The 24,287-nt window shown below is 62.8% G+C and carries 21 protein-coding genes; 7 read left to right on the plus strand and 14 right to left on the minus strand.

The features are described from left to right. The first annotated feature begins 46 nt into the window (after positions 1-46). Complete coding sequence (locus tag AC6I8F_RS12875; protein ID WP_498028090.1) at positions 47-676, plus strand: flavin reductase family protein; 630 nt, start codon at positions 47-49, stop codon at positions 674-676. Between the two features lie 33 nt (positions 677-709). Here the strand turns inward: AC6I8F_RS12875 and AC6I8F_RS12880 are convergent, their stop codons facing one another. The 7 genes from AC6I8F_RS12880 to hutI form a co-directional block, all read right to left on the minus strand. Continuing rightward, positions 710-2,194: an HAL/PAL/TAL family ammonia-lyase gene (locus AC6I8F_RS12880; protein ID WP_211726420.1), complete on the minus strand. Its 1,485-nt coding sequence runs from the start codon at positions 2,192-2,194 to the stop codon at positions 710-712. Further along, entirely contained in the window at positions 2,191-2,991 is an 801-nt protein-coding gene (locus tag AC6I8F_RS12885) for an ABC transporter ATP-binding protein (protein WP_127833847.1), read from the minus strand. The genes AC6I8F_RS12880 and AC6I8F_RS12885 overlap by 4 nt, the downstream gene beginning before the upstream one ends. Before the next feature lies 1 nt (position 2,992). Further along, positions 2,993-3,721 carry an ABC transporter permease gene (locus tag AC6I8F_RS12890; RefSeq protein WP_104187034.1) on the minus strand — a complete coding sequence of 243 codons (729 nt, stop codon included), beginning with the start codon at positions 3,719-3,721 and terminating at the stop codon, positions 2,993-2,995. Between the two features lie 11 nt (positions 3,722-3,732). Continuing rightward, positions 3,733-4,452 (minus strand): ABC transporter permease, encoded by a 720-nt coding sequence (locus AC6I8F_RS12895; protein WP_031279871.1) that lies wholly within the window; start codon positions 4,450-4,452, stop codon positions 3,733-3,735. Positions 4,453-4,464: 12 nt separating this feature from the next. Next, entirely contained in the window at positions 4,465-5,316 is an 852-nt protein-coding gene (locus AC6I8F_RS12900) for a transporter substrate-binding domain-containing protein (RefSeq protein ID WP_058769505.1), read from the minus strand. 348 nt (positions 5,317-5,664) lie between these two features. Further along, on the minus strand, positions 5,665-6,456 hold the full coding sequence (hutG, locus tag AC6I8F_RS12905) for an N-formylglutamate deformylase (RefSeq protein WP_021508432.1): 792 nt from the start codon (positions 6,454-6,456) through the stop codon (positions 5,665-5,667). Beyond that, positions 6,453-7,667, minus strand: coding sequence for an imidazolonepropionase (hutI, locus tag AC6I8F_RS12910; protein WP_498028091.1), 1,215 nt, complete (start codon positions 7,665-7,667; stop codon positions 6,453-6,455). The genes hutG and hutI overlap by 4 nt, the downstream gene beginning before the upstream one ends. 84 nt (positions 7,668-7,751) lie before the next feature. Between hutI and AC6I8F_RS12915 the strand changes: the two genes are divergently transcribed. Both AC6I8F_RS12915 and AC6I8F_RS12920 read left to right on the plus strand, forming a co-directional pair. After that, positions 7,752-9,107: a formimidoylglutamate deiminase gene (locus AC6I8F_RS12915; protein WP_498028092.1), complete on the plus strand. Its 1,356-nt coding sequence runs from the start codon at positions 7,752-7,754 to the stop codon at positions 9,105-9,107. Continuing rightward, a complete protein-coding gene (locus AC6I8F_RS12920; protein ID WP_498028093.1) occupies positions 9,104-9,643 on the plus strand; it encodes a HutD/Ves family protein in 540 nt (179 codons plus the stop codon). Before AC6I8F_RS12915 ends, AC6I8F_RS12920 begins: the two co-directional genes overlap by 4 nt. Here the strand turns inward: AC6I8F_RS12920 and hutC are convergent. Beyond that, on the minus strand, positions 9,627-10,382 hold the full coding sequence (hutC, locus tag AC6I8F_RS12925; protein WP_021508436.1) for a histidine utilization transcriptional repressor HutC: 756 nt from the start codon (positions 10,380-10,382) through the stop codon (positions 9,627-9,629). The two genes, AC6I8F_RS12920 and hutC, sit on opposite strands and share 17 nt — an antisense overlap. A 319-nt stretch (positions 10,383-10,701) precedes the next feature. On the opposite strand from hutC, the gene hutH reads away from it, so the two are divergent. From hutH to AC6I8F_RS12940, 3 genes are all read left to right on the plus strand, one after another. Beyond that, entirely contained in the window at positions 10,702-12,255 is a 1,554-nt protein-coding gene (gene hutH, locus AC6I8F_RS12930; protein WP_058757812.1) for a histidine ammonia-lyase, read from the plus strand. A gap of 10 nt (positions 12,256-12,265) precedes the next feature. Beyond that, the gene (hutU, locus tag AC6I8F_RS12935; protein ID WP_498028801.1) at positions 12,266-13,951 is read left to right on the plus strand and encodes a urocanate hydratase; all 1,686 of its coding nucleotides are present in this window, start codon (positions 12,266-12,268) and stop codon (positions 13,949-13,951) included. 467 nt (positions 13,952-14,418) lie between these two features. Then, entirely contained in the window at positions 14,419-15,576 is a 1,158-nt protein-coding gene (locus AC6I8F_RS12940; RefSeq protein ID WP_021508439.1) for a M20 aminoacylase family protein, read from the plus strand. Positions 15,577-15,690: 114 nt separating this feature from the next. Here the strand turns inward: AC6I8F_RS12940 and ybiB are convergent, their stop codons facing one another. The 3 genes from ybiB to AC6I8F_RS12955 all read right to left on the minus strand — a co-directional run bounded on the left by ybiB (position 15,691) and on the right by AC6I8F_RS12955 (position 19,818). Continuing rightward, the gene (gene ybiB / locus AC6I8F_RS12945) at positions 15,691-16,659 is read right to left on the minus strand and encodes a DNA-binding protein YbiB (protein WP_058769851.1); all 969 of its coding nucleotides are present in this window, start codon (positions 16,657-16,659) and stop codon (positions 15,691-15,693) included. Positions 16,660-16,731: 72 nt separating this feature from the next. Next, the gene (dinG, locus tag AC6I8F_RS12950) at positions 16,732-18,867 is read right to left on the minus strand and encodes an ATP-dependent DNA helicase DinG (RefSeq protein ID WP_498028094.1); all 2,136 of its coding nucleotides are present in this window, start codon (positions 18,865-18,867) and stop codon (positions 16,732-16,734) included. 54 nt (positions 18,868-18,921) lie between these two features. Continuing rightward, positions 18,922-19,818 carry a LysR family transcriptional regulator gene (locus AC6I8F_RS12955; RefSeq protein ID WP_104187046.1) on the minus strand — a complete coding sequence of 299 codons (897 nt, stop codon included), beginning with the start codon at positions 19,816-19,818 and terminating at the stop codon, positions 18,922-18,924. A 128-nt stretch (positions 19,819-19,946) separates the two neighbouring features. On the opposite strand from AC6I8F_RS12955, the gene AC6I8F_RS12960 reads away from it, so the two are divergent. Next, positions 19,947-21,032 (plus strand): iron-containing alcohol dehydrogenase family protein, encoded by a 1,086-nt coding sequence (locus AC6I8F_RS12960; RefSeq protein WP_498028095.1) that lies wholly within the window; start codon positions 19,947-19,949, stop codon positions 21,030-21,032. Positions 21,033-21,213: 181 nt separating this feature from the next. Here AC6I8F_RS12960 and AC6I8F_RS12965 read toward each other — a convergent pair whose 3' ends face one another. Genes AC6I8F_RS12965 through AC6I8F_RS12975 form a run of 3 tightly spaced genes read right to left on the minus strand, consistent with a single transcriptional unit; the run spans position 21,214 to position 24,284 of the window. Continuing rightward, positions 21,214-22,575, minus strand: coding sequence for an MmgE/PrpD family protein (locus tag AC6I8F_RS12965; RefSeq protein WP_498028096.1), 1,362 nt, complete (start codon positions 22,573-22,575; stop codon positions 21,214-21,216). Next, entirely contained in the window at positions 22,559-23,446 is an 888-nt protein-coding gene (locus AC6I8F_RS12970) for a polysaccharide deacetylase family protein (protein WP_498028097.1), read from the minus strand. The genes AC6I8F_RS12965 and AC6I8F_RS12970 overlap by 17 nt, the downstream gene beginning before the upstream one ends. Then, the gene (locus AC6I8F_RS12975; protein ID WP_421039390.1) at positions 23,439-24,284 is read right to left on the minus strand and encodes a polysaccharide deacetylase family protein; all 846 of its coding nucleotides are present in this window, start codon (positions 24,282-24,284) and stop codon (positions 23,439-23,441) included. Before AC6I8F_RS12975 ends, AC6I8F_RS12970 begins: the two co-directional genes overlap by 8 nt. Between the last annotated feature and the right edge of the window lie 3 nt (positions 24,285-24,287).

Here is a 24,287-nt window from a genome sequence, read left to right on the forward strand (position 1 = left end):
CAGCACCGCCGGAACACGCAGTATCCAGGACGAATCAGGAGCGCAAATGCGTCAACGTTACACTTATCAGCCACGCAGTGGACACGGTCTGCCTCACGATCCGCTCAACGCCATCGTCGGCCCGCGCCCGATTGGCTGGGTCAGCTCGCAAAGCGCCAGCGGCCAGCGCAATCTGGCGCCCTATAGTTTCTTTAACTGTTTTAACTACCATCCGCCAATCATTGGTTTTGCCAGCAGCGGCTGGAAAGACAGCGTGCAGAATATCAGTGAAACCGGCGAGTTCGTCTGGAACCTGGCGACGCGTCCGCTGGCAGAAGCCATGAATGAGAGTTCCGCCTCAGTACCGCCCGTTCACGACGAGTTTGCCCTCGCCGGCCTGACGCCGCTGGCCGCTTCCCACGTTAACGTCAGCATGGTGGCAGAAAGCCCGGTCAACTTTGAGTGTCGCCTGACGCAGCTGATTCGCCTGCAGGATGCACAGGGAGGCGAGCTGGAGAGCTGGCTGGTACTGGGCGAAGCGGTGGCGATTCACATCGATGAAGCGCTGCTGGAGAACGGCATCTATCAGACCGCCAAAGCGCAGCCGATTCTGCGCGCCGGCGGTCCTTCCGCCTATTACGCGATCAGCGAAGATCAGCGTTTTGATCTGGTGCGCCCGGACGCGCGCCGCGGTTAAATCAGGACACTGGCGGCGCGACACATTGCGCCGCTAGCAGGCCAGCGTCTGTAACACCTTCACCGCCCGGGCTATCTCCGGTGCCAGCCAGCGATCCTCCTGCCAGGTAGCAACCTCAGCGCGCAGCGCGCGTAGCGCCCGGCCCGTGCCGCTGGCCAGCTGCGCCTCACCGTGAAAATCCAGCGCCTGCGCCGCCAGCAGGTACTCAATCGCCAGCACCTGCCAGAGGTTATTCAGCAGTCTGATCAGCTTGAGCGCCGCGCCGGTACCGAGGCTGAGGTGATCCTCCTGCAGTCCCGAGGTGACGTAATTGTCCAGCACCGCCGGCTGCGCCAGCTGACGATTCTCCGCGCACAGGGAAGCCGCCACGTATTGCGCGATCATCATGCCGGAGTTGACGCCCGGCTGCGCCACCAGAAACGGCGGCAGCCCGCTGACCAGCGGATTGACCAGCCGATCCAGCCGGCGCTCGGCAATACTGCCAATCTCCGCCATGGCAATTGCCAGCAGATCGGCCGCCATGGCGACCGATTCACCGTGCGGATTGGCCTGCGACACCACGCGCCAGTTATCCGGCGTGCCCAGTACCAGCGGATTATCGGTGCAGGCGTTCAGTTCGATCTCAACCTGACGCGCTGCGTGGGCGAACTGGTCGCGGCTGGCGCCGTGCACCTGCGGCATCGAACGCAGGCTGAGCGCATCCTGGGTGCGTATGCCGCAGCTCGCCGCCAGCAGCGGGCTGTCGCTCAGCAGCGCACGCAGACGCTGGCCGCTGTGCTGCATACCGGGGCTGGCTTTCAGCGCAATCACCTCGGCATCAAACGCCGCCAGCTGACCGCGCAGCGCTTCGAAGCTCATCGCGCCGGTGACATCCGCACAATCCAGCAGCCGCGCCGCATCGTCCAGCGCCAGACAGCTCAGCCCGGTCATGCACGGCGTACCGTTGACCAGGCTCAGTCCCTCTTTGGCACCGGGGCGATACGGCTGTAAACCGGCCAGCCGCAGCGCCTGCTCCGCCGGCATCACCTGTTGCTGGTACTCAACGTCGCCCACGCCAATCAGCGCCAGCCCGATATGCGCCATGTGGGTGAGATAACCGACCGAACCCTGCGACGGCACCTGCGGCGTGATCTGCTGATTGAGCAGCGCCAGCAGATGCTGCACCAGCGCCACCGAAACGCCGGATTTGCCGTGGCTGTAGTTGGCGATGGCCGCACACAGAATGGCGCGCGTCTGCTCGCGCGTCAGCAGCGGACCGACGCCGCAGGCGTGGCTTAGCAACGTATTGCGTGACAGCTGGCTGAGCTGGTCTTCCGGCAGCGTGATGTTACACAGCGCCCCCAGCCCGGTGTTGATGCCATAGGCAATCTGGCCGCTGGCAACGATCTGTTCGACGATCTCGCGACCGCGCGCAATGCGCTGCCAGGCAGCGGCGCTCAGCGTCAGTTCGGCGTTATGTCGCGCTACCTGTACCAGCGCCTGCCAGGTCAGCGGCGCATCGCCCCAGACGACGGTCATACTGGCTGCTCCGCGTGATGGCTCTGATGGCTGGAGATAAACTGCTTAAAGCGCGATGAACCGCTGGCGCCAAACATCGCTTCCGGCGTGCCCTCGCAATCGATGTTGCCCTGATGCATAAACACCACGCGATTAGAGACGTTGCGCGCAAAGCCCATCTCGTGCGTCACCACCAGCATGGTGCGCCCCTCTTCCGCCAGGCTACGCATCACCTTGAGCACCTCGCCGACCAGTTCCGGGTCGAGCGCCGAGGTTGGCTCATCAAACAGCATCACCTCCGGATCCATCGCCAGCGCACGGGCAATCGCCACGCGCTGCTGCTGGCCGCCGGAGAGCTGCGCCGGATAAAAATCCCTGCGGTTAAGCAGCCCGACGCGATCCAGCAACTGTTCTGCCTGGGCGATACAACTCTTTTTATCGCGCTTCAGCACATAGTGCGGACCTTCAATCACGTTCTGCAGCACCGTCATGTGCGACCACAGATTGAAGCTTTGAAACACCATGCCCAGCCGCGATCGCAGGCGTTCAATCTGCTTAGGATTCGCCGCCAGCTGATGGCCGCGCGCGTGGCGCTTCATTTCAATGGTTTCGCCGCCGACGCTCACCACGCCGGCATCCGGCGTTTCCAGCAGATTGATGCAGCGCAGCAAGGTACTTTTGCCCGAGCCGCTGGCACCAAGAATTGAAATAACATCGCCCTGATGCGCCTGCAGCGAGATGCCTTTGAGCACCTCCATAGCGCCAAAGGATTTATGGATATCAGTGGCGGACAAGGTGACTGGTGAAGTGGAATGCATATTACTCTCCGGCAAGCGGTTTAACGGCGGGCAGCGGCTTTTTTTCAGCGCGGTGCACCGGGGTCAGACGGCGCTCTAACAGCGCGTACAGCTGGACGATAATAAAGTTGAGAATCAGGTAGATCGCCGCAGCGCAGACAAACACCTCCATGGTGCGATAGGTACGCTGGATGATCTGCTGCGCCACGCCGGTGACATCCCATACCGTGACCAGGCTGGCGAGCGCGGTGGACTTCACCAGCAGAATCGCCTCGGTGGAGTACGCCGGCAGCGCATAGCGCAGCATGATCGGCGCGATGATGCGGCGCAGCAGCAGCCAGCGTGACATGCCGCAGGCCAGCCCGGCTTCGACCTGACCTGCCGGCACCGCCAGCAGCGCACCGCGCAGGATCTCAGCGGTGTAAGCGGCGGTACACAGCGACAGCGCCAGCACCGCGCAGATAAACGGCTCGCGCAGAAACGGCCAGACGAAGCTGTGGCGAATCACGCCAAACTGGCCGAGCCCGTAGTAGATGAGAAACAGCTGAATCAGCAGCGGCGAGCCGCGAAACACCAGAATATAGCCGCGCGCAAAACCGCTCAGCAGACGCCAGTGGCTCATGCGCAGCGCCAGAATGCCCAGCGCCAGCAGCCCGCCGCAGACAAAGGCGCTGATAAACAGCCCGAGCGTCACCGGCAGCGCCGCGCTCAGCTTAAGAAAAGTGTCGGCAAGAAAAGCGAAGTCGATCATGCTGCTGCTCCTTAGTGCTGTGCCGCAGTGCGACTTTGCCATGCGCGGCCGAGGCGCGATTCCGCGCGGCGAAACGCATGGTTCGACAGCAGTGTCAGCAGCAGATAGCAGCCACCGCCAATCAGGTAAAAGGTGAAGTAATCGCGCGTTGACCCGGCCGCCACCTGGCTGGCGCGCATCAGCTCGACGATGCCGGTCACTGACACCAGCGCCGAATCTTTCAGGCTCATCTGCCAGACGTTGGACATCCCCGGCAGCGCGTAGCGCACAATCTGCGGGACGAGAATGCGCTGGGCGATACGCCAGCGCGGCATCCCGATGGCTACCGCCGCTTCGACTTCGCCCTTCGCCAGCGCCAGGCGCGCAGCGCGATACACTTCACCCTGATAGGATCCGGAGATGAGCCCGATCGCCAGCGCGCCAATCAGGAACGGCGGCGCTTCAATAAAGCCGTCAGCACCAAACAGCTGGCCGACCAGCGTGATCAACCCCGATCCACCGAAGTAGAACAGGTAGATCACCAGCAGTTCCGGGATGCCGCGAAACACCACCGAATAGCTTTCACCCAGCCAGCGCAGCCAGCGCTGGTGCGAGAGTTTCGCCGCCGCCACGCCGGAACCGACCACAGCGCCAATCATCAGCGCCGCCAGCGACAGCAGCAGCGTGGTACCGGCGGCGCTCAGAATCAGGCGACCCCAGCCATCTGCACCAAAACTCAGCAGGCTCATCATCTTTCACCTCACTTACGGCGTTACGTCAGTTTTAAACCACTTCTCGCTCAGCTTTTTCACCGTGCCGTCCGCCAGCGCAGCGTGAATGGCGGCATCGAGTTTGGCCTTCAGGTCGTTATCAGCCATGCGCACGCCCATCGCTTCGCCTTCCCCCCAGATCGGACCGCCCAGCTGCGGGCCGCTGAACGTCAGGTTGCTGTTCTCTTTACGCGCCAGCATCGACTGCGCGAAGGTCACGTCATCAAACACCGCATCGATGCGACCCGCCTGCAGATCGAGAATCGCATCCGCCGAAGCGGTGTATTCGCGCACGTCGGCCACATCTTTGAAGTATTTATCGATAAACGGCGTATACACGGTGCCGGAGGCAATGCCGATGGTTTTGCCCTTGAGCGCCGCCTTCAGCGGGGCGATGGCCGCATTGATGGCAGCCTCGTCGTCGTGCAGTTTGATGATGTTCTTATCGGCCGGCAGCAGCGGGTTATCTTTGCTGGTAATGAAGGTCGCCGGTGTTGACGCGTACGGCGTGGTGAAGTTGACCACTTTTTTCCGGTCCGGCGTAATCACAATCGCATCCATGATGACGTCATATTTCCCGGCGTTTAGTCCGGCAATCATCCCGTCCCAGTTCTGCACCACCAGCTTGCACTGAATGCTCATGCGCTTGCAGAGATCTTCCATCAGTTCAGGTTCGAAGCCGCCCAGCTTGCCGCCCGGCAGCGTCAGGTTCCACGGCTCATAGCTGCCTTCAGTGGCGATGGTGATGGATTTCCACTCTTTGGCCTCGGCAGCCACGCCGGCCAGCATCAGGCTGGCAAACAGCGTGGTAAGGCAAAAACGGCGAAACGGGGCACGGTGTGTCATACGTCTTCTCCTGGTGGTTAACAAATCTGGCTGTCTCTGTTGGCTGATACAGCGCAAATGACATTTCATGTATATACAAGTTAGCTTGCGGCAGATCATTGTCGGCATAAGCTTTTTGTGAGCCAGCCAGAATAAATAGTCATCATTGCCGCGCGGTCTTTACTTGTACATACAAGCTAGCAAGGGCTGTGCCAGATCGGCAAAGACGGTAAACGGAGGGGATCGGCGTCAGGCGGAACGCGTCGTGCACCCTTTCAGGGCAGGGGTTGCACAGCATTGGGGAGTGAGGCAGCGGATTTACATCCGCCAAATGAGAAACGGGGTCACCGTGATGGCGACCCGCATCAATTAAACGGCTTTCCCCGCCTGCAGAAACGCCTGCAGCAGCGGCTTCAGCACGTGCTGCAACCGCGTGGCGCGATCCTGCTGCCAGGCAAACGGCGGCGCCTCATCCATGTAATTCAGCTGCGCCAGCTCCAGCTGCACCGCCTGCACGCCCTGCGCTGGCTGGCCGTAAGCGCGCGTGATGTAGCCGCCTTTAAAGCGTCCGTTCACCACCCAGCTGTAGTCGCTTTGTGCGGCGCACACCTGCTCAATCGCCGCGATGCTGGCAGCCGAACAGCTGGCACCATCGTTAGTGCCGATGTTCAGGTCCGGCAGCTGGCCGTCGAACAGGCGCGGAATCACCGAAGCGATGGAGTGCGCATCAAACAGCAGCGCATAGCCATGTTCGGCTTTCAGCCGCGCCAGCTCCTGCTGAATCTGTTGATGATAGGGTTGCCAGATAGTCTCCAGATAGCGCTGACGCGCCGCGCTGTCCGGCGTCATGCCGGGTTTGAAGGTCGGCGTGCCATCAAACAGCGTCTCCGGATAGAGCCCGGTGGTGGCCGTGCTGTACAGCGGCTGGTTGTCCGGCGGACGGTTGAGATCGATCACGAAGCGCGAGTAGTGCCCGATCAGTACGCTGGCACCGAGGTCGCGCACAAAGTCGTACAGCAGCGGAATATGCCAGTCGGTATCCGGCAGGCCGCGCGCGGCCTCGCTCAGCCCGGCGTCAACCTCCGGCGTCAGTTGGGTACCGGCATGCGGAATACTGACCAGCAGCGGCAGCTTACCGGCGGTGAAATGAAAAGGGGTCATTGCGTTTCTCCACGATAGATAACCTGGCACGGCAGTTCGCCGCCCAGCCAGTAAACCAGCTCAGCCGGGCGAGCCAGCGGCCAGTGGACAAAATTGGCTACTTTGCCTGGCTCCAGCGAGCCGTGCGTGGCCTGCAGGCCAAGCGCCTTCGCGCCCCACAGCGTGACGCCGGCCAGCGCTTCCTCCGGCGTCAGGCCAAACAGCGTACAGCCCATGTTCAGCATCAGCCGCAGCGACAGCGCCGGTGACGTGCCCGGATTGGCATCGCTGGCCAGCGCCATCGGCACGCCGTGCTGGCGGAACAGTTCGACCGGCGGACGCTGCGTCTCGCGCAGCAGATAGAACGCTCCGGGCAGCAGTACCGCCACCGTGCCATGCTCCGCCATCGCGCGCGCATCCTGTTCGGTGGCATATTCGAGGTGATCGGCAGAGAGCGCACCATAGCGCGCCGCCAGTGCGGCACCGCCGAGTGCCGACAACTGTTCAGCGTGCAGCTTTACCGGCAGGCCGAGCGCTGTGGCGGCATCAAATACCGCGCTCACCTGCTGCGGTGACAGCGCCAGGTGTTCGCAAAACGCGTCGACCGCATCCGCCAGCCCCTCCGCTTTCACCCGCGGCAACAGGCGCTGGCAGATAATATCGATCCAGCCCTGCGGGTTATCCCTGAACTCTGGCGGGAAGCCGTGCGCCGCCAGGCAGGTGGCCTGCACATCGGCAGGCACCGACTGCGCCAGCTCGCGGATAGCGCGCAGCAGAGTGAGCTCGCTCTCTTCGTCCAGGCCGTAGCCGGATTTAATCTCCACCGTGGTAACGCCTTCGGCCAGCAGGCGATCGAGCCGCCAGCGCGCTGACGCCACCAGCTGCTGCTGGCTGGCCGCCCGCGTAGCGCGCACCGTCGACAGGATGCCGCCGCCCTGCGCGGCGATCTCCGCGTAGCTCACGCCGTTGAGCCGCTGTTCGAACTCCTGGCTGCGATCGCCGCCAAACACCAGATGCGTGTGGCAATCCACCAGACCGGGCGTAATGATGCCGCCGTCAAACTGCTGCTGCCGGCGCGGGGCAAAGTCCGGTAACGCGCTGCGCGGGCCGACCCACACCAGCTCGCCGTTATCCACCGCCAAGGCGCCATCCTCAATCAGGTTATAGCGACCGTCACGCATGGTGACCACATCGGCCCCCAGCCACAGGCTGTCGATCTGTTTACTTGCCATCCCACTCCCCTTTTGTCTGGCGATTTACACTGCGCCTCAAAGTATGTATATGTATATACAACTTTCCGCCATTGAGGATCAACCATGGCAGTTTATTTTGCCCCACGCGCACGGCTGGCCGACGGCTGGCAGGAAAATGTGCTGATCGCAACCGAAGATCAGGGATTTATTCGCGCCCTTACCGCCGACAGTACGCCCGGCGACGCCGTGCGCCTGGCCGGGCCGGTGATTCCGGCGATGGCCAACCTGCATTCCCATGCCTTTCAGCGCGCCATGGCCGGGCTGGCGGAAGTGGCAGGCGATCCGCAGGACAGCTTCTGGACGTGGCGCGATCTGATGTACCGCATGGTGCAGCGCCTGTCGCCTGAGCAGGTCGGTGCCATCGCCACCCATCTCTACATCGATATGCTTAAGGGCGGCTACAGCCAGGTGGCGGAGTTTCACTATCTGCATCACGATCCGCACGGCCAGCCCTATGCCGACGATGCGATGCTGCACCAGCTGATGCAGGCAGCGCACACCGCCGGTATCGGCCAGACGCTGCTGCCGGTGCTGTACAGCTACAGCGGCTTCGGTGCGCAGCCGGCCAGCGACGGTCAGCGACGCTTCATTCAGCACACCGATGCCTATCTGCAGCAGCAGCAGCGCGTCGCGCAGTGGAGCGCGCAGCAGCCGCTGATCAACCACGGCCTGTGCTTCCACTCGCTGCGCGCGGTAAACGAAGCCCAGATGCATGAGGTGCTGGCCGCCAGCGCTGCGCATCTGCCGGTACACATTCACGTTGCCGAGCAGGAAAAAGAGGTCAATGACAGTCTGGCATGGAGCGGCGAACGGCCGGTGGCGTGGCTGTATAATCGCTTTGCCGTTGATGCACGCTGGTGCCTGATTCATGCCACCCATCTCGATCAGCAGGAGATCGCGCGCATGGCGGACAGCGGCGCGATTGCCGGGCTGTGTCCCACCACCGAAGCCAATCTCGGCGACGGCATCTTCCCGGCGGTAGAGTACATCGGGCGCGGCGGGCGCTGGGGCATTGGCTCTGACAGCCACGTTTCGCTCAGCGCGCTGGAGGAGCTGCGCTGGCTGGAGTATGGCCAGCGGCTGCGCGATCGTCGCCGCAACCGCATCACCCTAGCCGATCAACCCTCGGTCGGCGATCTGCTGTGGCAGCAGGCGGCACAGGGCGGCGCGCAGGCCTGTGGCATTGCCAGTGGTGAGCTGGCGGTGGGCAAACGCGCCGACTGGCTGGTGCTGGAGGAGGATGCGCTGCTGGCCAGCGTCAGCTCCGCCGCGCTGCTCAATCGCTGGCTGTTTGCCGGCAGCAGCCAGCAGATTCGTGACGTGTTTGTTGCCGGACAGCCGGTGATTCAGCAAGGCCATCACGCGGCGGAAGAAGCGGCCGCCGCTGGCTTTGCCCGGGCGATGCGGGCGCTGCAATGAACGCGCGCTTTGACTACGCGCAGCTGCCGGTCAGCCGCTGGCGCAACGGCGGCGGGGAAACGCGCGAAATTATCAGCTATCCGCCGGGCGCAGCAGAGTTCCAGTGGCGCGCCAGCATCGCCACCATCGACGCCGACGGGCCGTTCTCGCCCTTCCCCGGCGTCGACCGGGTAATTACCCTGCTTCAGGGCGATAGCGTGCTGCTGCGCTGTGAACAGGCCGAACAGCCGTTGCTGCCCCATCAGCCGTGGGCCTTTCCCGGCGAATGGGCGATAGAGGCGCAAGTTAGCGGCAGCTGTCAGGACTTCAACATCATGACGCGGCGCGACAGCTGGCGCGCGGCGGTAAGCGTGGAGCAGCAGACGGTCAGCAGCCTGCATGGCGTGGCGTATGTGCTGGCCGGTACATGGCGCAGCAGTGCGGGCGAGACGCTGCAGGCGCAGCAGGGAATGTGGTGGCTGCAGGAGCAGCAGCAGCTGGTGCCGCAAACGACAGAGGCCAGCCTGCTGTTTATCGCGCTTAGCCGTGTCCCCTGAAGCGGCCCAGCAATTTGTAGCGTGAGCCTGGATAGAGCAGGCGCGCATAGGTGACGATTTTGTTGTCGCTCCACGTCTGGCGGCGGATAAGCAGGCACGGCTCGTGCTCGTCCAGCGCCAGATGCTTGCGCTGGCGCAAATCCGGCAGTACCGCTTCAACGATATGCTCACCGGCAGTCAGCGGGGCGACGCGCATCAGATAGGTGTACGGCGTCAGGCTGTGGTAATCCTGGCTGAGGTAGTCAGGCGCGACCAGCGGATTGACCAGACGATCTTCCAGCTGCACCGGCAGCTCATTTTCGTAGTGCACGATCAGCGAATGATACAGCGTCTGGCCGGTGGAGAGTCCCAGCACCGCCGCCTGTTCCGGATCAGCCTTCATCTGACCTATCGAGAGAATTTTGCAGCTGTGCGTGTGGCCGCGCTGGGCAATTTCATCGGCGATGTTATGCACTTCCAGCATTGCGGTGTAGCCCTTCATCTCCGCGACAAAGGTACCGACGCCCTGCATGCGCACCAGAAATCCTTCGCTGGTGAGTTCGCGCAGCGCGCGGTTGATGGTCATGCGGCTGACGCCCAGTTCATTGACCAGCTCGCTCTCCGACGGCACCCGCTGATTGGCTTTCCAGTGACCTTCCCGGATCTGGCTGACGATTGCCTGCTTAACGCGCTGGTAAATGGGCGCGGGTTCATCCCCCATCGCTGCCGCCAGCTGTGCGATTGCCGTTTGCTCCGCCATTTCCTGTTCCTTTTCCGAATGATGTGTGAAGTTTACTGTCTCGCCGCCTAAATGTATATACATCCAATAGTGCAAAGCCTGCCCGCGTGGTGCAGCTGCCGCCCGCTTTTGGTGCAGCGTACCAGGCTGGAGGTTGCCGCGCCCGCATTGCGGCACGTTTCACAGAATACGATCAATCTGGCACAGCGCTTGCTACTTGTATAGACAAGATTAGACACTTATGCTTCACTCACAACACTTATAGCGCCTCTGGCGGATGCCATCGCATCTTGCGCTCCGCCACAACGTGGCAGATCACTTGTATAGACAGGAGTAGACTATGTCAGGTTCGGTTCAGGCAATTCGCCTCGTTCCCGGTGAAGTGGACCTCGCCACCTTACGCCGTATTTATCAGGAGAAGGTGACGCTGCAGCTGGCAGAGGAAGCGCGGGCGGATATTGACCGCGCACGTGAAACCGTCGAGGCTATCGTCGCCTCGGGCAAGGTGGTGTACGGCATCAACACCGGCTTCGGCAAGCTGGCGCAGACGCAGATCCCCGCCGAACGCCTGGCGGAACTGCAGCGTAACCTGGTGCTGTCACACAGCGTCGGCCTCGGCGATCTGCTGCCGGATAACGTCACCCGCCTGGTGGTCGCCAGCAAAATCATCAGCCTGGCACGCGGCCACTCGGGCATCCGCATGGAACTGATTGACGCGCTGCTGGCGCTGTTCAACGCCGGCGTGATGCCGTGCATCCCGGCGAAGGGATCGGTTGGCGCGTCCGGCGATCTGGCGCCGCTGGCGCATCTCTCCCTGATGCTGCTCGGTGAAGGCCAGGTACGCATTGACGGCCAGCTGGTGCCCGCCAGCGAAGGCCTGGCCCGCGTCGGCCTGCAGCCGATTGTGCTGGGGCCAAAAGAGGGTCTGGCGTTGCTCAACGGCACCCAGGTCTCTACCGCGCTGGCGCTGCGTGGGCTGTTTGAAGCCGAAAATCTGTTTGCCGCCGGGCTGATGGCCGGCGCGCTGTCGCTTGAAGCGATCAAAGGCTCGGTTAAACCGTTTGATGCGCGCATCCATCAGGCGCGCGGCCAGCACGGGCAGATTGCCGTCGCCGCTGCGGTGGCGACGCTGCTCGAAGGCAGCGAAATTCTCAGTTCGCACAGCAACTGCGGACGCGTGCAGGATCCCTATTCGATCCGCTGCGTACCGCAGGTGATGGGCGCCTGTCTCGATAACCTCAGCCACGCCGCGCGCGTGCTGCAGATTGAAGCCAACGCCGCTTCTGACAACCCGCTGGTCTTCAGCGACAGCGGCGACGTGATCTCCGGCGGTAACTTCCACGCCGAGCCGGTAGCCTTTGCCGCCGACATCATCGCGCTGGCGATTGCCGAAGTCGGTGCTATATCCGAACGCCGCCTGGCGCTGCTGCTCGACACCGGCCTCTCCGGCCTGCCGCCCTTCCTGGTGCGCGACGGCGGTGTGAACTCGGGCTTCATGATTGCGCAGGTTACCGCTGCCGCGCTGGCCTCGGAGAACAAATCGCTGGCGCACCCGGGCAGCGTCGACAGCCTGCCGACCTCAGCCAATCAGGAAGATCACGTATCGATGGCCACCTACGCGGCACGCCGCCTGGGCGAGATGTGCTTCAACACTGCTGCCGTGGTCGGCATTGAAGCGATGGCAGCGGCGCAGGGCATCGACTTCCACCGCCCGCTGCAAAGCTCTGCCGCGATCGAACAGGAGATGAGCCGCATTCGTGCGCAGGTCGCCTTCCTCGATCAGGACCGTTTACTGGCGCCGGACATTGATGCCATGCGCCTGTGGGCCAGCAGTTATGTCTGGCCTGAAACCCTTACTGCGCTGCTGCCAAGCCAGCGTTCTACTGCTAATTAAGGAACCGATGATGAGCGAAACTTTGACTCAGGCTGTTGCCCGTGAAATCCGTGCGCCGCGCGGTAATGAACTGCACTGCGCCAACTGGCTGATTGAAGCGGCATACCGCATGATTCAGAACAACCTCGATCCTGACGTGGCCGAACGCCCGGAGGATCTGGTGGTGTATGGCGGAATCGGCAAAGCCGCGCGCAACTGGGCGTGCTTTGAGCAGATTCTGCGCTCGCTGCGCGCGCTGCAGCCGGAAGAGACGCTGCTGATCCAGTCCGGCAAGCCGGTCGGTGTGTTCCGCACCCATGCCGATGCACCGCGCGTACTGCTGGCCAACTCCAACCTGGTGCCGCACTGGGCGACGTGGGATCACTTCCACGAGCTGGATAAGGCCGGGCTGATGATGTATGGCCAGATGACCGCCGGTTCATGGATCTATATCGGCGCGCAGGGCATCGTGCAGGGCACCTTTGAAACCTTCGCCGAAGCCGGTCGCCAGCACTACAACAGTGACCTGACGGGCCGCTGGATCCTCACCGCCGGTCTGGGCGGCATGGGCGGCGCGCAGCCGCTGGCGGGCGTGCTGGCCGGTGCCTGCGTGCTGGCGATTGAGTGCCAGGAGTCGCGCATCGATTTCCGTCTGCGCACCCGCTACCTCGACCATAAAGCCTACAGCCTGGATGAGGCGCTGGCGTTGATCAAAGACGCCACCGAAGCCGGCCAGGCGATCTCCGTGGGCCTGCTGGGCAACGCGGCCGAGCTGGTCCCGGAACTGGTGCAGCGCGCGAAAGCGGGCGGCATGAAGCCTGACATCGTGACCGATCAGACCTCCGCGCACGACCCGATCAACGGCTATCTGCCGGTGGGCTGGGACGTGGCGCGCTGGGAAGCCGAGCGCGTCAGCAATCCGAAAGCGGTAGAGAAAGCGGCACGCGCTTCCATGGCGCAGCACGTGCAGGCGATGCTCGACTTCCACCACATGGGTGTGCCGACCGTGGATTACGGCAACAACATTCGTCAGGTGGCGCTGGATGAAGGGGTAAAAAACGCCTTTGATTTCCCGGGCTTCGTGCCGGCGTATATTCGTCCGCTGTTCTGCGAAGGCAAAGGCCCGTTCCGCTGGGTGGCGCTCTCGGGCGATGCGGAAGATATCTATAAAACCGACGCCAAACTGAAAGAGCTGTTCCCGGATCACAAAAACCTGCACCGCTGGCTGGATATGGCGCAGGAGCGCATCGCCTTCCAGGGCCTGCCGGCGCGTATTTGCTGGCTGGGGCTGGGCGAGCGTCATAAAGCGGCGCTGGCATTCAATGAGATGGTGCGCAACGGCGAGCTGAAAGCGCCGATCGTGATCGGCCGTGACCACCTCGACTGCGGCTCGGTGGCGTCACCTAACCGTGAAACCGAGGCGATGAAGGATGGCTCGGATGCGGTGTCGGACTGGCCGCTGCTGAACGCGCTGCTGAACACCGCCGGCGGAGCCACCTGGGTGAGCCTGCACCACGGCGGCGGCGTCGGTATGGGCTTCTCGCAGCATTCCGGGATGGTGATCGTCTGTGACGGTACGGCTGAAGCGGATGCGCGCCTTGGTCGCGTACTGTGGAACGACCCGGCCACCGGCGTGATGCGTCATGCCGATGCGGGCTACGAGCTGGCGCAGTCCTGCGCAGAGCAGCACGGTCTCAATTTGCCGATGCTGAAGTAGTTCCAGGTGCGCATCAATGCGCACCCTACGGGATGTTACCCCGGCTGGGCAATGCCGCAATGTCGGTCCGTTAAGCCTTAAAACTGTTCCCAAAGGTTGCACTGTATAAGGTCGGCATTGATGCCGACCGCGTGCAGCACCAGCACGGCGGTATCCTATCGCGCCCTGTAGGGTCGGCATTCATGCCGACCGCGTGCAGCACCAGCACGGCGGTATCCTATCGCGCTCTGTAGGGTCGGCATTCATGCCGACCGCGTGCAGCGCCAGCATGGCGGTATCCCATCGCGTCCTGCAATGTCGGCATTTATGCCGACCTTGCCCCCCATCCCCTTATGCCAATCCGCTATAGCCTATAGCCAAATTATTCCTTTCCACGATAGACGCCCCCCACGCTTACCACTACAGTGGACACTTAACTTCCCGCGTCGGAGATTGCGCAGCTGACGCTGCTGATGGAGCCTTACCTTATGAGCCTGCCTGCTGTCCTGCTGGAAAACGCCCTCACTTGGCGTCGTCAGTTACATCAACACCCTGAACTGGGTTACCAGGAGCAGCAGACCAGCGAGCTGGTTGCCCAGGTGCTGACCGATGCCGGACTGCAGGTGTTTCGCGGCCTCGCCGGCACTGGCGTGATCGGCACGCTGGAAAACGGTCCCGGTCCGGTCATCGGGCTGCGCGCCGATATGGATGCCCTGCCGATCACCGAAAAAGGCGAGCCGCAGTGGAAATCGAGCCGGCCTGGCGTGATGCACGCCTGCGGTCACGATGGCCACACCGCGATACTGCTGGCCGCAGCCTGTCAGCTGGCCGCCACGCGTAATTTCAAAGGTACGGTACACTTCCTGTTTCAGCCGGCCGAAGAGAATCTCGGTGGTGCGCGCAAAATGGTGGAGGAAGGTCTGTTTCAGCGCTTCCCGATGGATGCCGTGTACGCGATGCACAACTGGCCGGGATTGCCGGTGGGATCGCTGGCGGTAAATCCGGGCGCGATGATGGCATCGCTGGATTCGTTTGAGATTACGCTGCACGGCAAAAGCTGCCATGCGGCGATGCCGGAAAGCGGTGCCGACCCGATGGTGGTCGCCGCCGAGCTGATTCTGGCGCTGCAAACCATCCCGTCGCGCCGCCTGTCACCGCTGGCGTCGGCGGTGGTCAGCGTCACCCAGATTCACGGTGGCGAGGCCATTAACGTCATTCCGGAGCAGATCACGCTGCGCGGTACGGTGCGATGTCTGCAGACCGACGTGCGCAATCGCGTGCGCGGTCTGATTGAAGATTTTGTTACCACCCTGCCGCGCCCGTTTGGCGTCAGCGGCGAGATTCACTGGTATCCCGGCTATCCGGTTACCGCCAACCATGTCGCCCCGGCGGAGCAGGTGCGTGACGTGGCGTGCCAGCTGCTGGGTGAACAGCAGGTGCACTGGCAGGTTAACCCGTCGATGGCGTCTGAAGATTTCGCCTGCATGCTGGAAGCCTGTCCCGGCGCCTATTTCTGGCTCGGCGCTGACGGTGCCACGCCTTCAGCCCCGCTACACAATGCCAACTATGATTTTAACGATGCGCTGCTGCCGATTGGTATTACGTTCTGGCAGCAACTGGTGGAGAGCGTACTGATTAAACGCTGATGGCGCTGCTCAGCAAGCCATTTCAGCTGCGCAGGCGTGCACCCCCTGCGCAACCGCTGCGGTGACCGCCGTCACCGCCCAGGTTTTTCGTGCATGGCCAGCCGGGCAGCCCGGTTAAATCCCCGCCTGCTGTAACCGCGTTTCGGCATCGGCCATTGTTGCGGCTTCGCCGGTCGCCACCAGACAGCACGCCAGCTGCAGGCGCAGCGCCTGCGGCACCGCGCGTTCACCGGCCAGCACCTGACGGATCCACGCTGCGGTATCCTGGGCGCCTTTGCTCTCTGCTAACGCCAGCGCGACCTCCGGCTGCCGCTCGACCCACACTTCCGCCTCTGCGCCGGCACCGCGAATATAATTAATCGCCGGGCAGCGCTGCGGATTGGCATAGACCTCACCTTCAGTGCCGTTCAGCAGAATGGCCGGTGCATCGATATCCTGGAAGAATTTCCCCACGCGCGGCACATATTCCGGATGCGACACGCTCGCCAGCCGCAGCGCGGCGCGTTCGGCAAACGGCGTCGCCAGCTTGGCCAGCGTGTGAGCGCTGTTGCGCACGCCCATGCGCCAGCGCAGCGCCAGCTGTTTAGCCATTGGCGCACATAAATTATCGATGGTGATGAACGCCAGCTCGCCAGCGTCGAGTTTCGCCTGCGCCTGCTGCGCGCTGGTCACCGGCGCAATATCCAGCGCCGCCAGCACCGCTTCGCTGGTCACGCGGGTTGGGTCATCGCTGACGCCGTGCAGCAACACCGGAAAACCGAGCTTCACCAGCAGCAGCGCCAGCAGCGGCGTCAGGTTGCCCTGGCGACGCGCGCCGTTATAGCTGGGGATGACGATGGGCATCGGACGCTGTGCCGGGGCCTGCAGCCGCATCATGCGCTGCTGCATCGCGTGGTAGAAGCCGTGCATCTCCGCTTCCCCTTCCCCTTTGATGCGCAGCGCAATCAGCACGCCACCCAGTTCGAGATCCGGCACCTCGTCCGCCAGCATCGCGCTGTAAAGCGCCACGGCAGTGTCAAAGTCGATATCGCGTGCGTGATTCTTGCCGCGGCCAATCTCTTTAATGATCTTATTCAGTTCCATCACACTTTCCCGCTTCCAGGGCGCGCCGTCACCCGGCGGCCAACAATCGTGCATCCGGCTGTTGCCGCATACTCAGGATTTCTTGCTGCGCTTCGCCGGTTTGTCCGCTTCCGGCACCGGTGGTTGTTCAATCGGAAACACCGGCAGCGCGGCCAGCAGGCGGCTGCCGTAGGTTTTGCTCAGCAGCCGGCGATCGTAAATGATGATTTCACCAAAACACTGATGGCTGCGGATCAGACGCCCGACCTGCTGGATCAGCGTAAACGATGCGCTGGGTAAACTTTGTACTTCAAACGGGTAGCGTTTGAGGCTCTTCAGCCACTCCCCTTCGGTCAAAATTACCGGACTGTCTACCGGCGGAAAAGCAATTTTATGGATGTGCACCTGCGACAACAGATCGCCTTTCAAATCGAGCCCTTCGGCAAAAGATTGCAGGCCAACCAGAATGCTGCTTTGTCCGGCGGTCACCCGTTGCCGGTGAAGCTCCACCAGGCGTGAACGCGGCTGATCGCCCTGCACCAGCATCGACAGACGCAGCTCCGGCACCAGGCTGACAAACTGCTGCATCGCACGCCCGCTGGCAAACAGCACCAGCACGCCTTTGTGCTGCTGCGCCTGCATTTGCTGGAGGAAGAAGCGCGCCATCTCAGCAATATGCTCCGCTTCATTGGCCAGCAGCGGCTCATAGCGCATTTGCGGGATGATCAGCTTGCCCTGATCGACATGATTAAACGGCGAGTCGAGTGCCACAAAGCGGTCGCCGGCCTTTTGGTTCAGGCCGGACATCTCCTGCAGGCGATTAAAGCTGTTTAGCGAACGCAGCGTAGCCGAGGTCACCACCACGTGCGGGATTTTGCGCCACAGCAGCTTTTCCAGCTGGTCGCTGACGCGAATCCCGGCGCAGTGAAACAGCAGATGCGCCTGGCCGTCACGAATTTCACGCGTCACCCATTTCGACACCGGCGCGTTGGACGCTTTTTCCATCGCCGCCAGCCGCCACAGTTTGCTGATGGATTCAAACCAGCCGAAGTGGCGATTGAGCTGCAGGATGGCTTTGTGCAGCCGCATGATATCGGCCTTGCCGGTCTGTTCGCCCAGCTCGTTGAGCAGCCCTTCGCTCAGGCCACGCAGCGCATCACTCAGCTTAAACAGCCGCGCGCACAGGGTCAGCAGTTCTGGCGGCAGCTCACCGAGCACAAAGCGAAACTCGCCTGGCTGATTGTCGCGCGGCAGCAGAGGATTGAGCGCGTTGCACAGCGTCTGCAGCTGCTCGCGCATCTCATCACAGTGTCCTTTCAGACGTTCGGGATTGCTCAGCGGCGGCGGGGATTTCGGCCGGAACTGCGCCATGATGGTCTCCACCAGCCGCACAAACAGATCGAGCTGCAGGCTGCTCCAGCCCGGCGTGATCTCCGCGCTCATCTCCAGCGCATCCCGCGCCACTTCCGGCAGATGGTGTCCTTCATCCAGTACCAGCATCAGGTGTTTGGCCGGCGGCAGCACCGACTCATTCTCCATTGCCGCCATCACCAGCGCATGGTTCGCCACCACCACATCGGCCTGCTCGATTTCGCGTCGCGCCACAAAGAACGGGCATTCGCGATACCAGCGGCAATGGTGTGCCAGGCAGTTCGCTTTATCAGTGGAGAGGCGCTGCCACAGGCTGTCGTCAATCGCCACGTCGCTGTGATCGCGCAGGCCATCCCACTTATAGCTGCTGAGGTCTTTCTCCAGCCGCGCGCAGAATTTCTGCTCCTCTTTCGAACCGGTCACCGCCTGTTCGTCGAGATACAGCAGCAGATCGCCCTGCTGATCGTCCGTGGCTGCCAGCGCGGTCAGGTTGCGCGGACAGACATAGCGCCCGCGACCAAAAGCCGCGGTGAAAGTGAGGTCAGGAATAATTTTCTTTAATAGCGGCAGATCTTTGCTGAAGATCTGATCCTGCAGCGCCACGTTAGCGGTGCTGATGACTAAACGTTTCTCTTCGGCGCGGCTGACCGCAATGCCGGGAATCAGGTAGGACAGGGTTTTGCCGACGCCGGTGGGCGCCTCAATGGCCAGATGGCGACCCTCGTCACCGGCCAGACTCTTCGCCACTTCGGCGATCATCTGGCGCTGCGGCGCGCGCGGGATAAAGTCAGGAACCTGCTGCTGCAGCGCCTTATACCATTGCGCAATCTGGCTTTTTATCGCTGCTGTCAGGGCCATAGTGAATACTGTTGGTTAAACCGGCCTGTATTTTTACACAGTATTGCCGCAGCGTCAGCTTTCGCGCTCAGTTTTTCGCGCTGGATTCAGAATTTCGCGCATCGCGCGGATCAGCGGCTCGCGCGCGCGGCCGCGCCGGAAGGCGAACGAAAACGGCGCGCGAAAGTGAAAATGGTGGGGCAGCAGGCGCAGCAACTGGCCCTGCTGCTCGCGACTGCGCGCGTAATGCTCGGGCAAAAAGCCAATATAGCGCCCGGAGAGAATCAGCGTCAGCTGCGCTTCAATGCTCTCCACCGAGGCGGTGCTGTGGCGGAAACCGCGCTTGTTGAGCTCCTGCTGGTTCCAGTAGCGCCGCGTTACCATGCCGGTCTGCTGCACGCGACGCACATCCGCATCGCCCTGCGCCAGCGCATGTTGCGGACTGCAGTACAGCCACTGCTGCTCCTCGTACAGCGGCAGCGTCACCAGATTGCTGGCGCGCAGCGGAAAGTGTCCGATGGCCAGGTCGAGCCGATCTTCCAGCACCTGCTGCTGCAGTTCGTTGGGCTCGCACACGCTGAGGGTGAGAAACACCGCCGGAAAGCGCTGATTAAAACGGGCGATAACCGCCGGCAGATCCAGCGTGCTGTCGGTGACGGTGGCGTCGACCACGCCGAGCGCAAACGTGCCGCCCTGCGCGCTTTTCAGCGTCTCCACCTGCAACTGCCAGCCGCTCAGGGTCGCCAGCATTTCCCGGGTATAGGCGTAGAACTGTTCGCCTTTGCTGGTCAGCGCAAAGCCCGCGCGGCCGCGCTGGCACAGAATAAAGCCCAGCTGGCTTTCCAGTTCACTCATGTAGGCGCTGATGGCCGGTGTGGTCATGTTCAGCGCCTGCTGCGCACGCGAATAGCCCTGGTTTTCCACCACGCTGGCGAACACCTGCAGCAGTTTCAGATTGGGTAAGGTTGGCACCGCACTTCCTTCAGGGATTGCTGACAATAGTTAACGAATCGCTGAAGTGATTATCGGCTGACAGGGATTTTTTCTGCAAGCCGCTTTGGCGATGATGCAGTCATTCCCTGAAAAAGAGAGCTTTCGCTATGTCGCAACAAAATTTGCTGTTCCCGGCGCGCGTGCTGCGTGGTGCGGGTGTGATTAACCAGCTGGGGGCCATCTGCGCCGGGCTGGGCCAGCGCGCACTGCCGATTGGCGGCCAGCGCGCGATGCAGGCGGTGGCGACGCAGGTAAAGACGCAACTCGACGCCGCTGGCGTCACGCTGCTGGCACCGGTGTGGTTTGGTGGCGAAACCTCGCTTAACCATATCGAACGGCTGGCGGCGTTAGCGGTTGAACAACAGGCAGAGGTGCTGATCGGTGCGGGCGGCGGCAAGGCGCTGGACACGGTTAAAGCGGTGGGTGCGCAGCTCGGGCTGCCGGTGATAACCGTCCCGACGATTGCCGCTACCTGCGCTGCGGTGACCCCGCTGACCATTCGCTACGACGATAACGGCAACTTCTTTGATATTTTCCCGCTGCCACAGGCGCCGGCGGCGGTGATCATCGACAGTGAACTGCTGGCAGCCGCCCCTGCCCGCTGGCTGGCCGCGGGCCTCGGCGATACGCTGGCTAAATGGTATGAGTTCCGCGCGGTAAGCACGCGCCATCCGGCGCGCACCGGCAATGCGCTGTCATCGCTGGCGCACAGCCAGATCTGCTATGAGGTGATCGCGGAGCACGGTCCGGCGGCTTACGCAGCGGTGCTGCGCGGTGAGAGCGGCACTTCGCTCGATCAGGTGCTGGACGCGATTTTTACCTGGGCCGGTCTGACCTCGCTGATGAGCAATGGCGCCCACGCCGCCGCTGCGCATGCCATTTACGAAGGTTTCACCTTCTGCGACAAAACGCGCGAGTTTGGTCACGGCCTGCTGGTGGGTTACGGCAATTTGTGCCTGCTGGCGCTGGAGGATCGCAGCGACGAAGAGCTGGTGGATGAGATGCGCCTGGCGCGCGACTGCGGCGTACCGTTGACGCTGGCCGAGATTGCCGCGCTGGATGAAAGCGAGCTGGCGTTGATTATACGCGAATCTGTCCACGCGCCGGATATGGCCAACATGGCCGAACCGGTCAACGAAGCGCGGTTGCGGGCGGCGATGGCGCGGATTGAAGGGCTGGCGGAACGGGTTTGATTGCGGTCGCAATGGATGTGGTAAATCCCAGGTCACCGTAAACGGGAAATCCCAGGTCACCGTAAACGGCGACCCTACGGGCCAGCGCGCGTTTTTGTAGGGTGCGCATTTATGCGCACCGTCATCATCAGGTCGCGCTGGCCTGACCGAGCTGCATTACGCCATGGCTGGCGCCCCACTGTTACCGGGTCGCCAGCAACGCCGCGACTTGCCGCACATCCGCCACGTTATCCAGCGTCAGACACAGCGTTTCCAGCTGCTGCACCTGTGGCGCCGGCAAGACGCGCGCGGCGAGGCTGCGGTATTTGGCGTGCAGCGCCGCGTCGCTCAGCGGATTCGCCGGCGATCCGGACGGCACCGCGACGTGCTGCTGCCACTGCTGGCCCTGCACCGTCTCCAGCCGAACCCACGGCTCATCATCGCGCCCCTGCTGGTGGTCAATCTCCAGCTCAATACGCGCCATCAGCGCGGCAGCTTCCGCACTCAGGCGACGGCTGTCGTCATAACTCGCCAGCTCCGCAGAGCCGAACAGCGCACGCGCCGTCAGCGCATACGGCAGGCTCATTTGCGCGGCGGCGAGGCTGGTGAGCTCACGCGTGCCGCACATCTCCAGCAGGAACGGATTGAGCCCAACCACAATGCGTGCAATATCCCCGGTCGCCACCGCATGCTGCTCAAGCAGCAGACCCAGCGCATCGATCGCCGCATGCGTACCGCGACAGGCGGCGTAAGGCTTGATGGAACAGCGCGCCAGTTTCCACACCTCGCCCAGTTGGGCCGTGAGCGCGGCGGGCTGTTGCGTTTCACCGGCCAGGGTTTGCAGAAAGCCGCCCCAGCGCGCCTCAAATACCGCGGCCGGTCCGCTGATGCCGCGCTGTGCCAGCAGCGCCGCCTGTACGCCCCCTTCCGCCGCGCGCGCCGCGTGCAGCTTTTTGGTGTGTGAGCCATCATGAATAAAGCCCCACAGGCCACCACTGAAGCTGGCAGCGATGCCCAGCGCTGAGGCACACTGCGCGGCCGGCAGCCGCAGCAAACAACTGACGGCGGCAGCCGCGCCAAAAACGCCACAGCTGGCAGTTGAGTGCCAGCCCGCACCGTTGTGCGCCGCATAACCCCCGCAGGCTTCCAGCACGCGGCGGCCGATGTCATAACCCACGACCATCGCGGTGAGAAATGCCCGTCCGTCGACCGGCTGCGTCGCCAGCGGCAGCGCCGCCAGCAGCGCCGGTAACACCACGGCACCGGAGTGATCGCAGCCGCCGGTGTCGTCCAGTTCATACATGTGCGCCGCCACGCCGTTGAGCCACGCCGCCTGGCGCGGGGAAGCTTGCTGCGCACAGCCCCACAGCTGCGCCACGGCGCTGCCGCCCTCTTCGGCCACCAGCGCCCGGCATTCGCGCCAGATCGGGCTGTCACAGCCCGCCAGCGCCGCGCCGAGCGTATCCAGCAGATGGCGCTTCGCCTGCGCTACCAGCGGTTCCGGCAGCTGGGCAAAGCGGGTGGCCGCGATGAAGTCCGCCAGCCGATCAAGCGTGGTGTCCATGTTCGCCTCCGCTGAGCCGGGCAAACACCTCTGCCGGATGATCGGCATCGTTATCCGGCTGCGTCTGCCAGTGCGCGGCCACCTGGCCGGCAGTAGCGATCCACACGTCATGCTGCTGCAGCGTCTCCAGCAGCTGACGCAGCAGGCCAATGCGCCCGGCGGTGCCGATAATTTCCGGATGCAGCCGCAGCAGGTAGCACAGGCCGAAACGGTGAAAACCGTGGAAATCCTGCGTCAGGTTAGCCAGCGTTTCGCCATAGGGGGCGATGCGCGACTGTCCGGGCGGAATCGCCGGGCTGAGGTTGAAGGCAAAATAGGGCGCATCCTCCAGCGTGTAGTGCATGGGCAGCTCCACCAGCCGGGTGCCGGGGTGAAAATAGGGTAAATCATCACCGCGCCAGCTGGAGGACCAGCGGATGCCGTGCGTTGCCAGCGCCGCAGCAAGGCCCGGTTTCCACTGGCCGGCCGGCGTGCGAAACCCTGCAATCGGCTGGCCGGTCAGCTGCGCCAGCCGCTCGCAGCCGCGCGTTACGCTGGCAATCTGCTGCGCCAGCGTCAGCGCCGAGAAGTCTTCGTGTCGCTCACCGCTACAGGCGATCTCATGGCCGGCGGCGACAATACGCTGCAGCACCTGCGGCTGCTCTTCGGCGACGATGGCCGGTAAGCACCAGCTGGCCAGCAGCTGTTTCTCCGCCAGCAGATCCAGCAGGCGAGCAACGCCGCGCAGCGTGCCATAGCGCCACACCGACAGGGTTTTATCGCGCCCGGCGACCGCAGGTGCCTGCGTCAGGATGCCGTGAATATCGTGATAGTCGATGGTAATGATGGCCGCCGATTGTTTGCCCGACGGCCAGCGTGAATGTTCAATCATATTGCTGCTCCTGCAAATACCACGCGGCCACCGCATCACAGCGCGCAAACCACACATCGTCGCGCGCCGTCATGTGGGCAAACAGCTGCTCCAGCAACAGCAAACGGCCAGGCTGCCCGGAAATTTTCGGGTGGAACAGCGTGGTCAGGCACAGTCCTTCGGCCATCGCGCCGTCAAATTCGCGCTGCCAGTTGTCACCGGTGTGCGCATAGCTGGCGATGCGGTCGCCGCCCTGTGGAAAATCCGGCTGGCGCGTGTAGGCCAGCGAGGCGTAATCATCCATCTCCCATTTGCCGGGAATCTCCACCAGCGGCGTATGCCCGGCGACGGCAATGCTGTACGGCCGATCGTCACCACGCATGCTGCTGGAGTAAATCACCCCGGCTTCCCGCAGAATCTGCGGCGTTTCGGCGTGCCAGTCGCCGGAAGGAGTGCGGAAACCGCAGGCGCGGATACCAAGATGTTGCTGAAAGATGGCGGCAGAGCGCGCCATCACGGCGCGCTGTTCATCTGGCGTAATCGCCCAGAACGATTCGTGGCGATAACCGTGATAGGCCACTTCATGGCCCTGTTCGATAATCGCCTGGCACTGCCGCGGCCACTGCTCCACCACCCACGCCGGCACAAAAAACGTGGCCGGCAGTTGGAAGGCGCGCAGCAGATCCAGCAGCCGACCGAGCGCGCGAAACGGCCCGTAGGCGCCAAAGGTGAAATACTCTGGTGTTGACCACAGGCTGCCATTGAGCATGGCATCGCCAGTGGGACCATCAAGATCAAACGCCAGCGCCATACAGCCACGCTTGCCCTGCGGCCAGCGCACTGCGCCCGGTTGTTGCATACG

The organism is gamma proteobacterium symbiont of Axiagastus rosmarus (assembly GCF_059730925.1).

What these genes read in the sequence shown, in the direction of transcription:
- AC6I8F_RS12875 (WP_498028090.1), top strand. Translation starts at nt 47, where the DNA reads ATGCGTCAACGTTACACTTATCAGCCACGCAGTGGACACGGTCTGCCT.
- hutC (WP_021508436.1), bottom strand. Translation starts at nt 10,382, where the DNA reads ATGGCGGAGCAAACGGCAATCGCACAGCTGGCGGCAGCGATGGGGGAT.
- AC6I8F_RS12915 (WP_498028092.1), top strand. Translation starts at nt 7,752, where the DNA reads ATGGCAGTTTATTTTGCCCCACGCGCACGGCTGGCCGACGGCTGGCAG.
- hutH (WP_058757812.1), top strand. Translation starts at nt 10,702, where the DNA reads ATGTCAGGTTCGGTTCAGGCAATTCGCCTCGTTCCCGGTGAAGTGGAC.
- AC6I8F_RS12970 (WP_498028097.1), bottom strand. Translation starts at nt 23,446, where the DNA reads ATGATTGAACATTCACGCTGGCCGTCGGGCAAACAATCGGCGGCCATC.
- AC6I8F_RS12880 (WP_211726420.1), bottom strand. Translation starts at nt 2,194, where the DNA reads ATGACCGTCGTCTGGGGCGATGCGCCGCTGACCTGGCAGGCGCTGGTA.
- AC6I8F_RS12920 (WP_498028093.1), top strand. Translation starts at nt 9,104, where the DNA reads ATGAACGCGCGCTTTGACTACGCGCAGCTGCCGGTCAGCCGCTGGCGC.
- ybiB (WP_058769851.1), bottom strand. Translation starts at nt 16,659, where the DNA reads ATGGAACTGAATAAGATCATTAAAGAGATTGGCCGCGGCAAGAATCAC.
- AC6I8F_RS12890 (WP_104187034.1), bottom strand. Translation starts at nt 3,721, where the DNA reads ATGATCGACTTCGCTTTTCTTGCCGACACTTTTCTTAAGCTGAGCGCG.
- AC6I8F_RS12960 (WP_498028095.1), top strand. Translation starts at nt 19,947, where the DNA reads ATGTCGCAACAAAATTTGCTGTTCCCGGCGCGCGTGCTGCGTGGTGCG.
- AC6I8F_RS12975 (WP_421039390.1), bottom strand. Translation starts at nt 24,284, where the DNA reads ATGCAACAACCGGGCGCAGTGCGCTGGCCGCAGGGCAAGCGTGGCTGT.
- hutU (WP_498028801.1), top strand. Translation starts at nt 12,266, where the DNA reads ATGAGCGAAACTTTGACTCAGGCTGTTGCCCGTGAAATCCGTGCGCCG.
- AC6I8F_RS12895 (WP_031279871.1), bottom strand. Translation starts at nt 4,452, where the DNA reads ATGATGAGCCTGCTGAGTTTTGGTGCAGATGGCTGGGGTCGCCTGATT.
- AC6I8F_RS12940 (WP_021508439.1), top strand. Translation starts at nt 14,419, where the DNA reads ATGAGCCTGCCTGCTGTCCTGCTGGAAAACGCCCTCACTTGGCGTCGT.
- AC6I8F_RS12965 (WP_498028096.1), bottom strand. Translation starts at nt 22,575, where the DNA reads ATGGACACCACGCTTGATCGGCTGGCGGACTTCATCGCGGCCACCCGC.
- hutG (WP_021508432.1), bottom strand. Translation starts at nt 6,456, where the DNA reads ATGACCCCTTTTCATTTCACCGCCGGTAAGCTGCCGCTGCTGGTCAGT.
- hutI (WP_498028091.1), bottom strand. Translation starts at nt 7,667, where the DNA reads ATGGCAAGTAAACAGATCGACAGCCTGTGGCTGGGGGCCGATGTGGTC.
- AC6I8F_RS12885 (WP_127833847.1), bottom strand. Translation starts at nt 2,991, where the DNA reads ATGCATTCCACTTCACCAGTCACCTTGTCCGCCACTGATATCCATAAA.
- dinG (WP_498028094.1), bottom strand. Translation starts at nt 18,867, where the DNA reads ATGGCCCTGACAGCAGCGATAAAAAGCCAGATTGCGCAATGGTATAAG.
- AC6I8F_RS12900 (WP_058769505.1), bottom strand. Translation starts at nt 5,316, where the DNA reads ATGACACACCGTGCCCCGTTTCGCCGTTTTTGCCTTACCACGCTGTTT.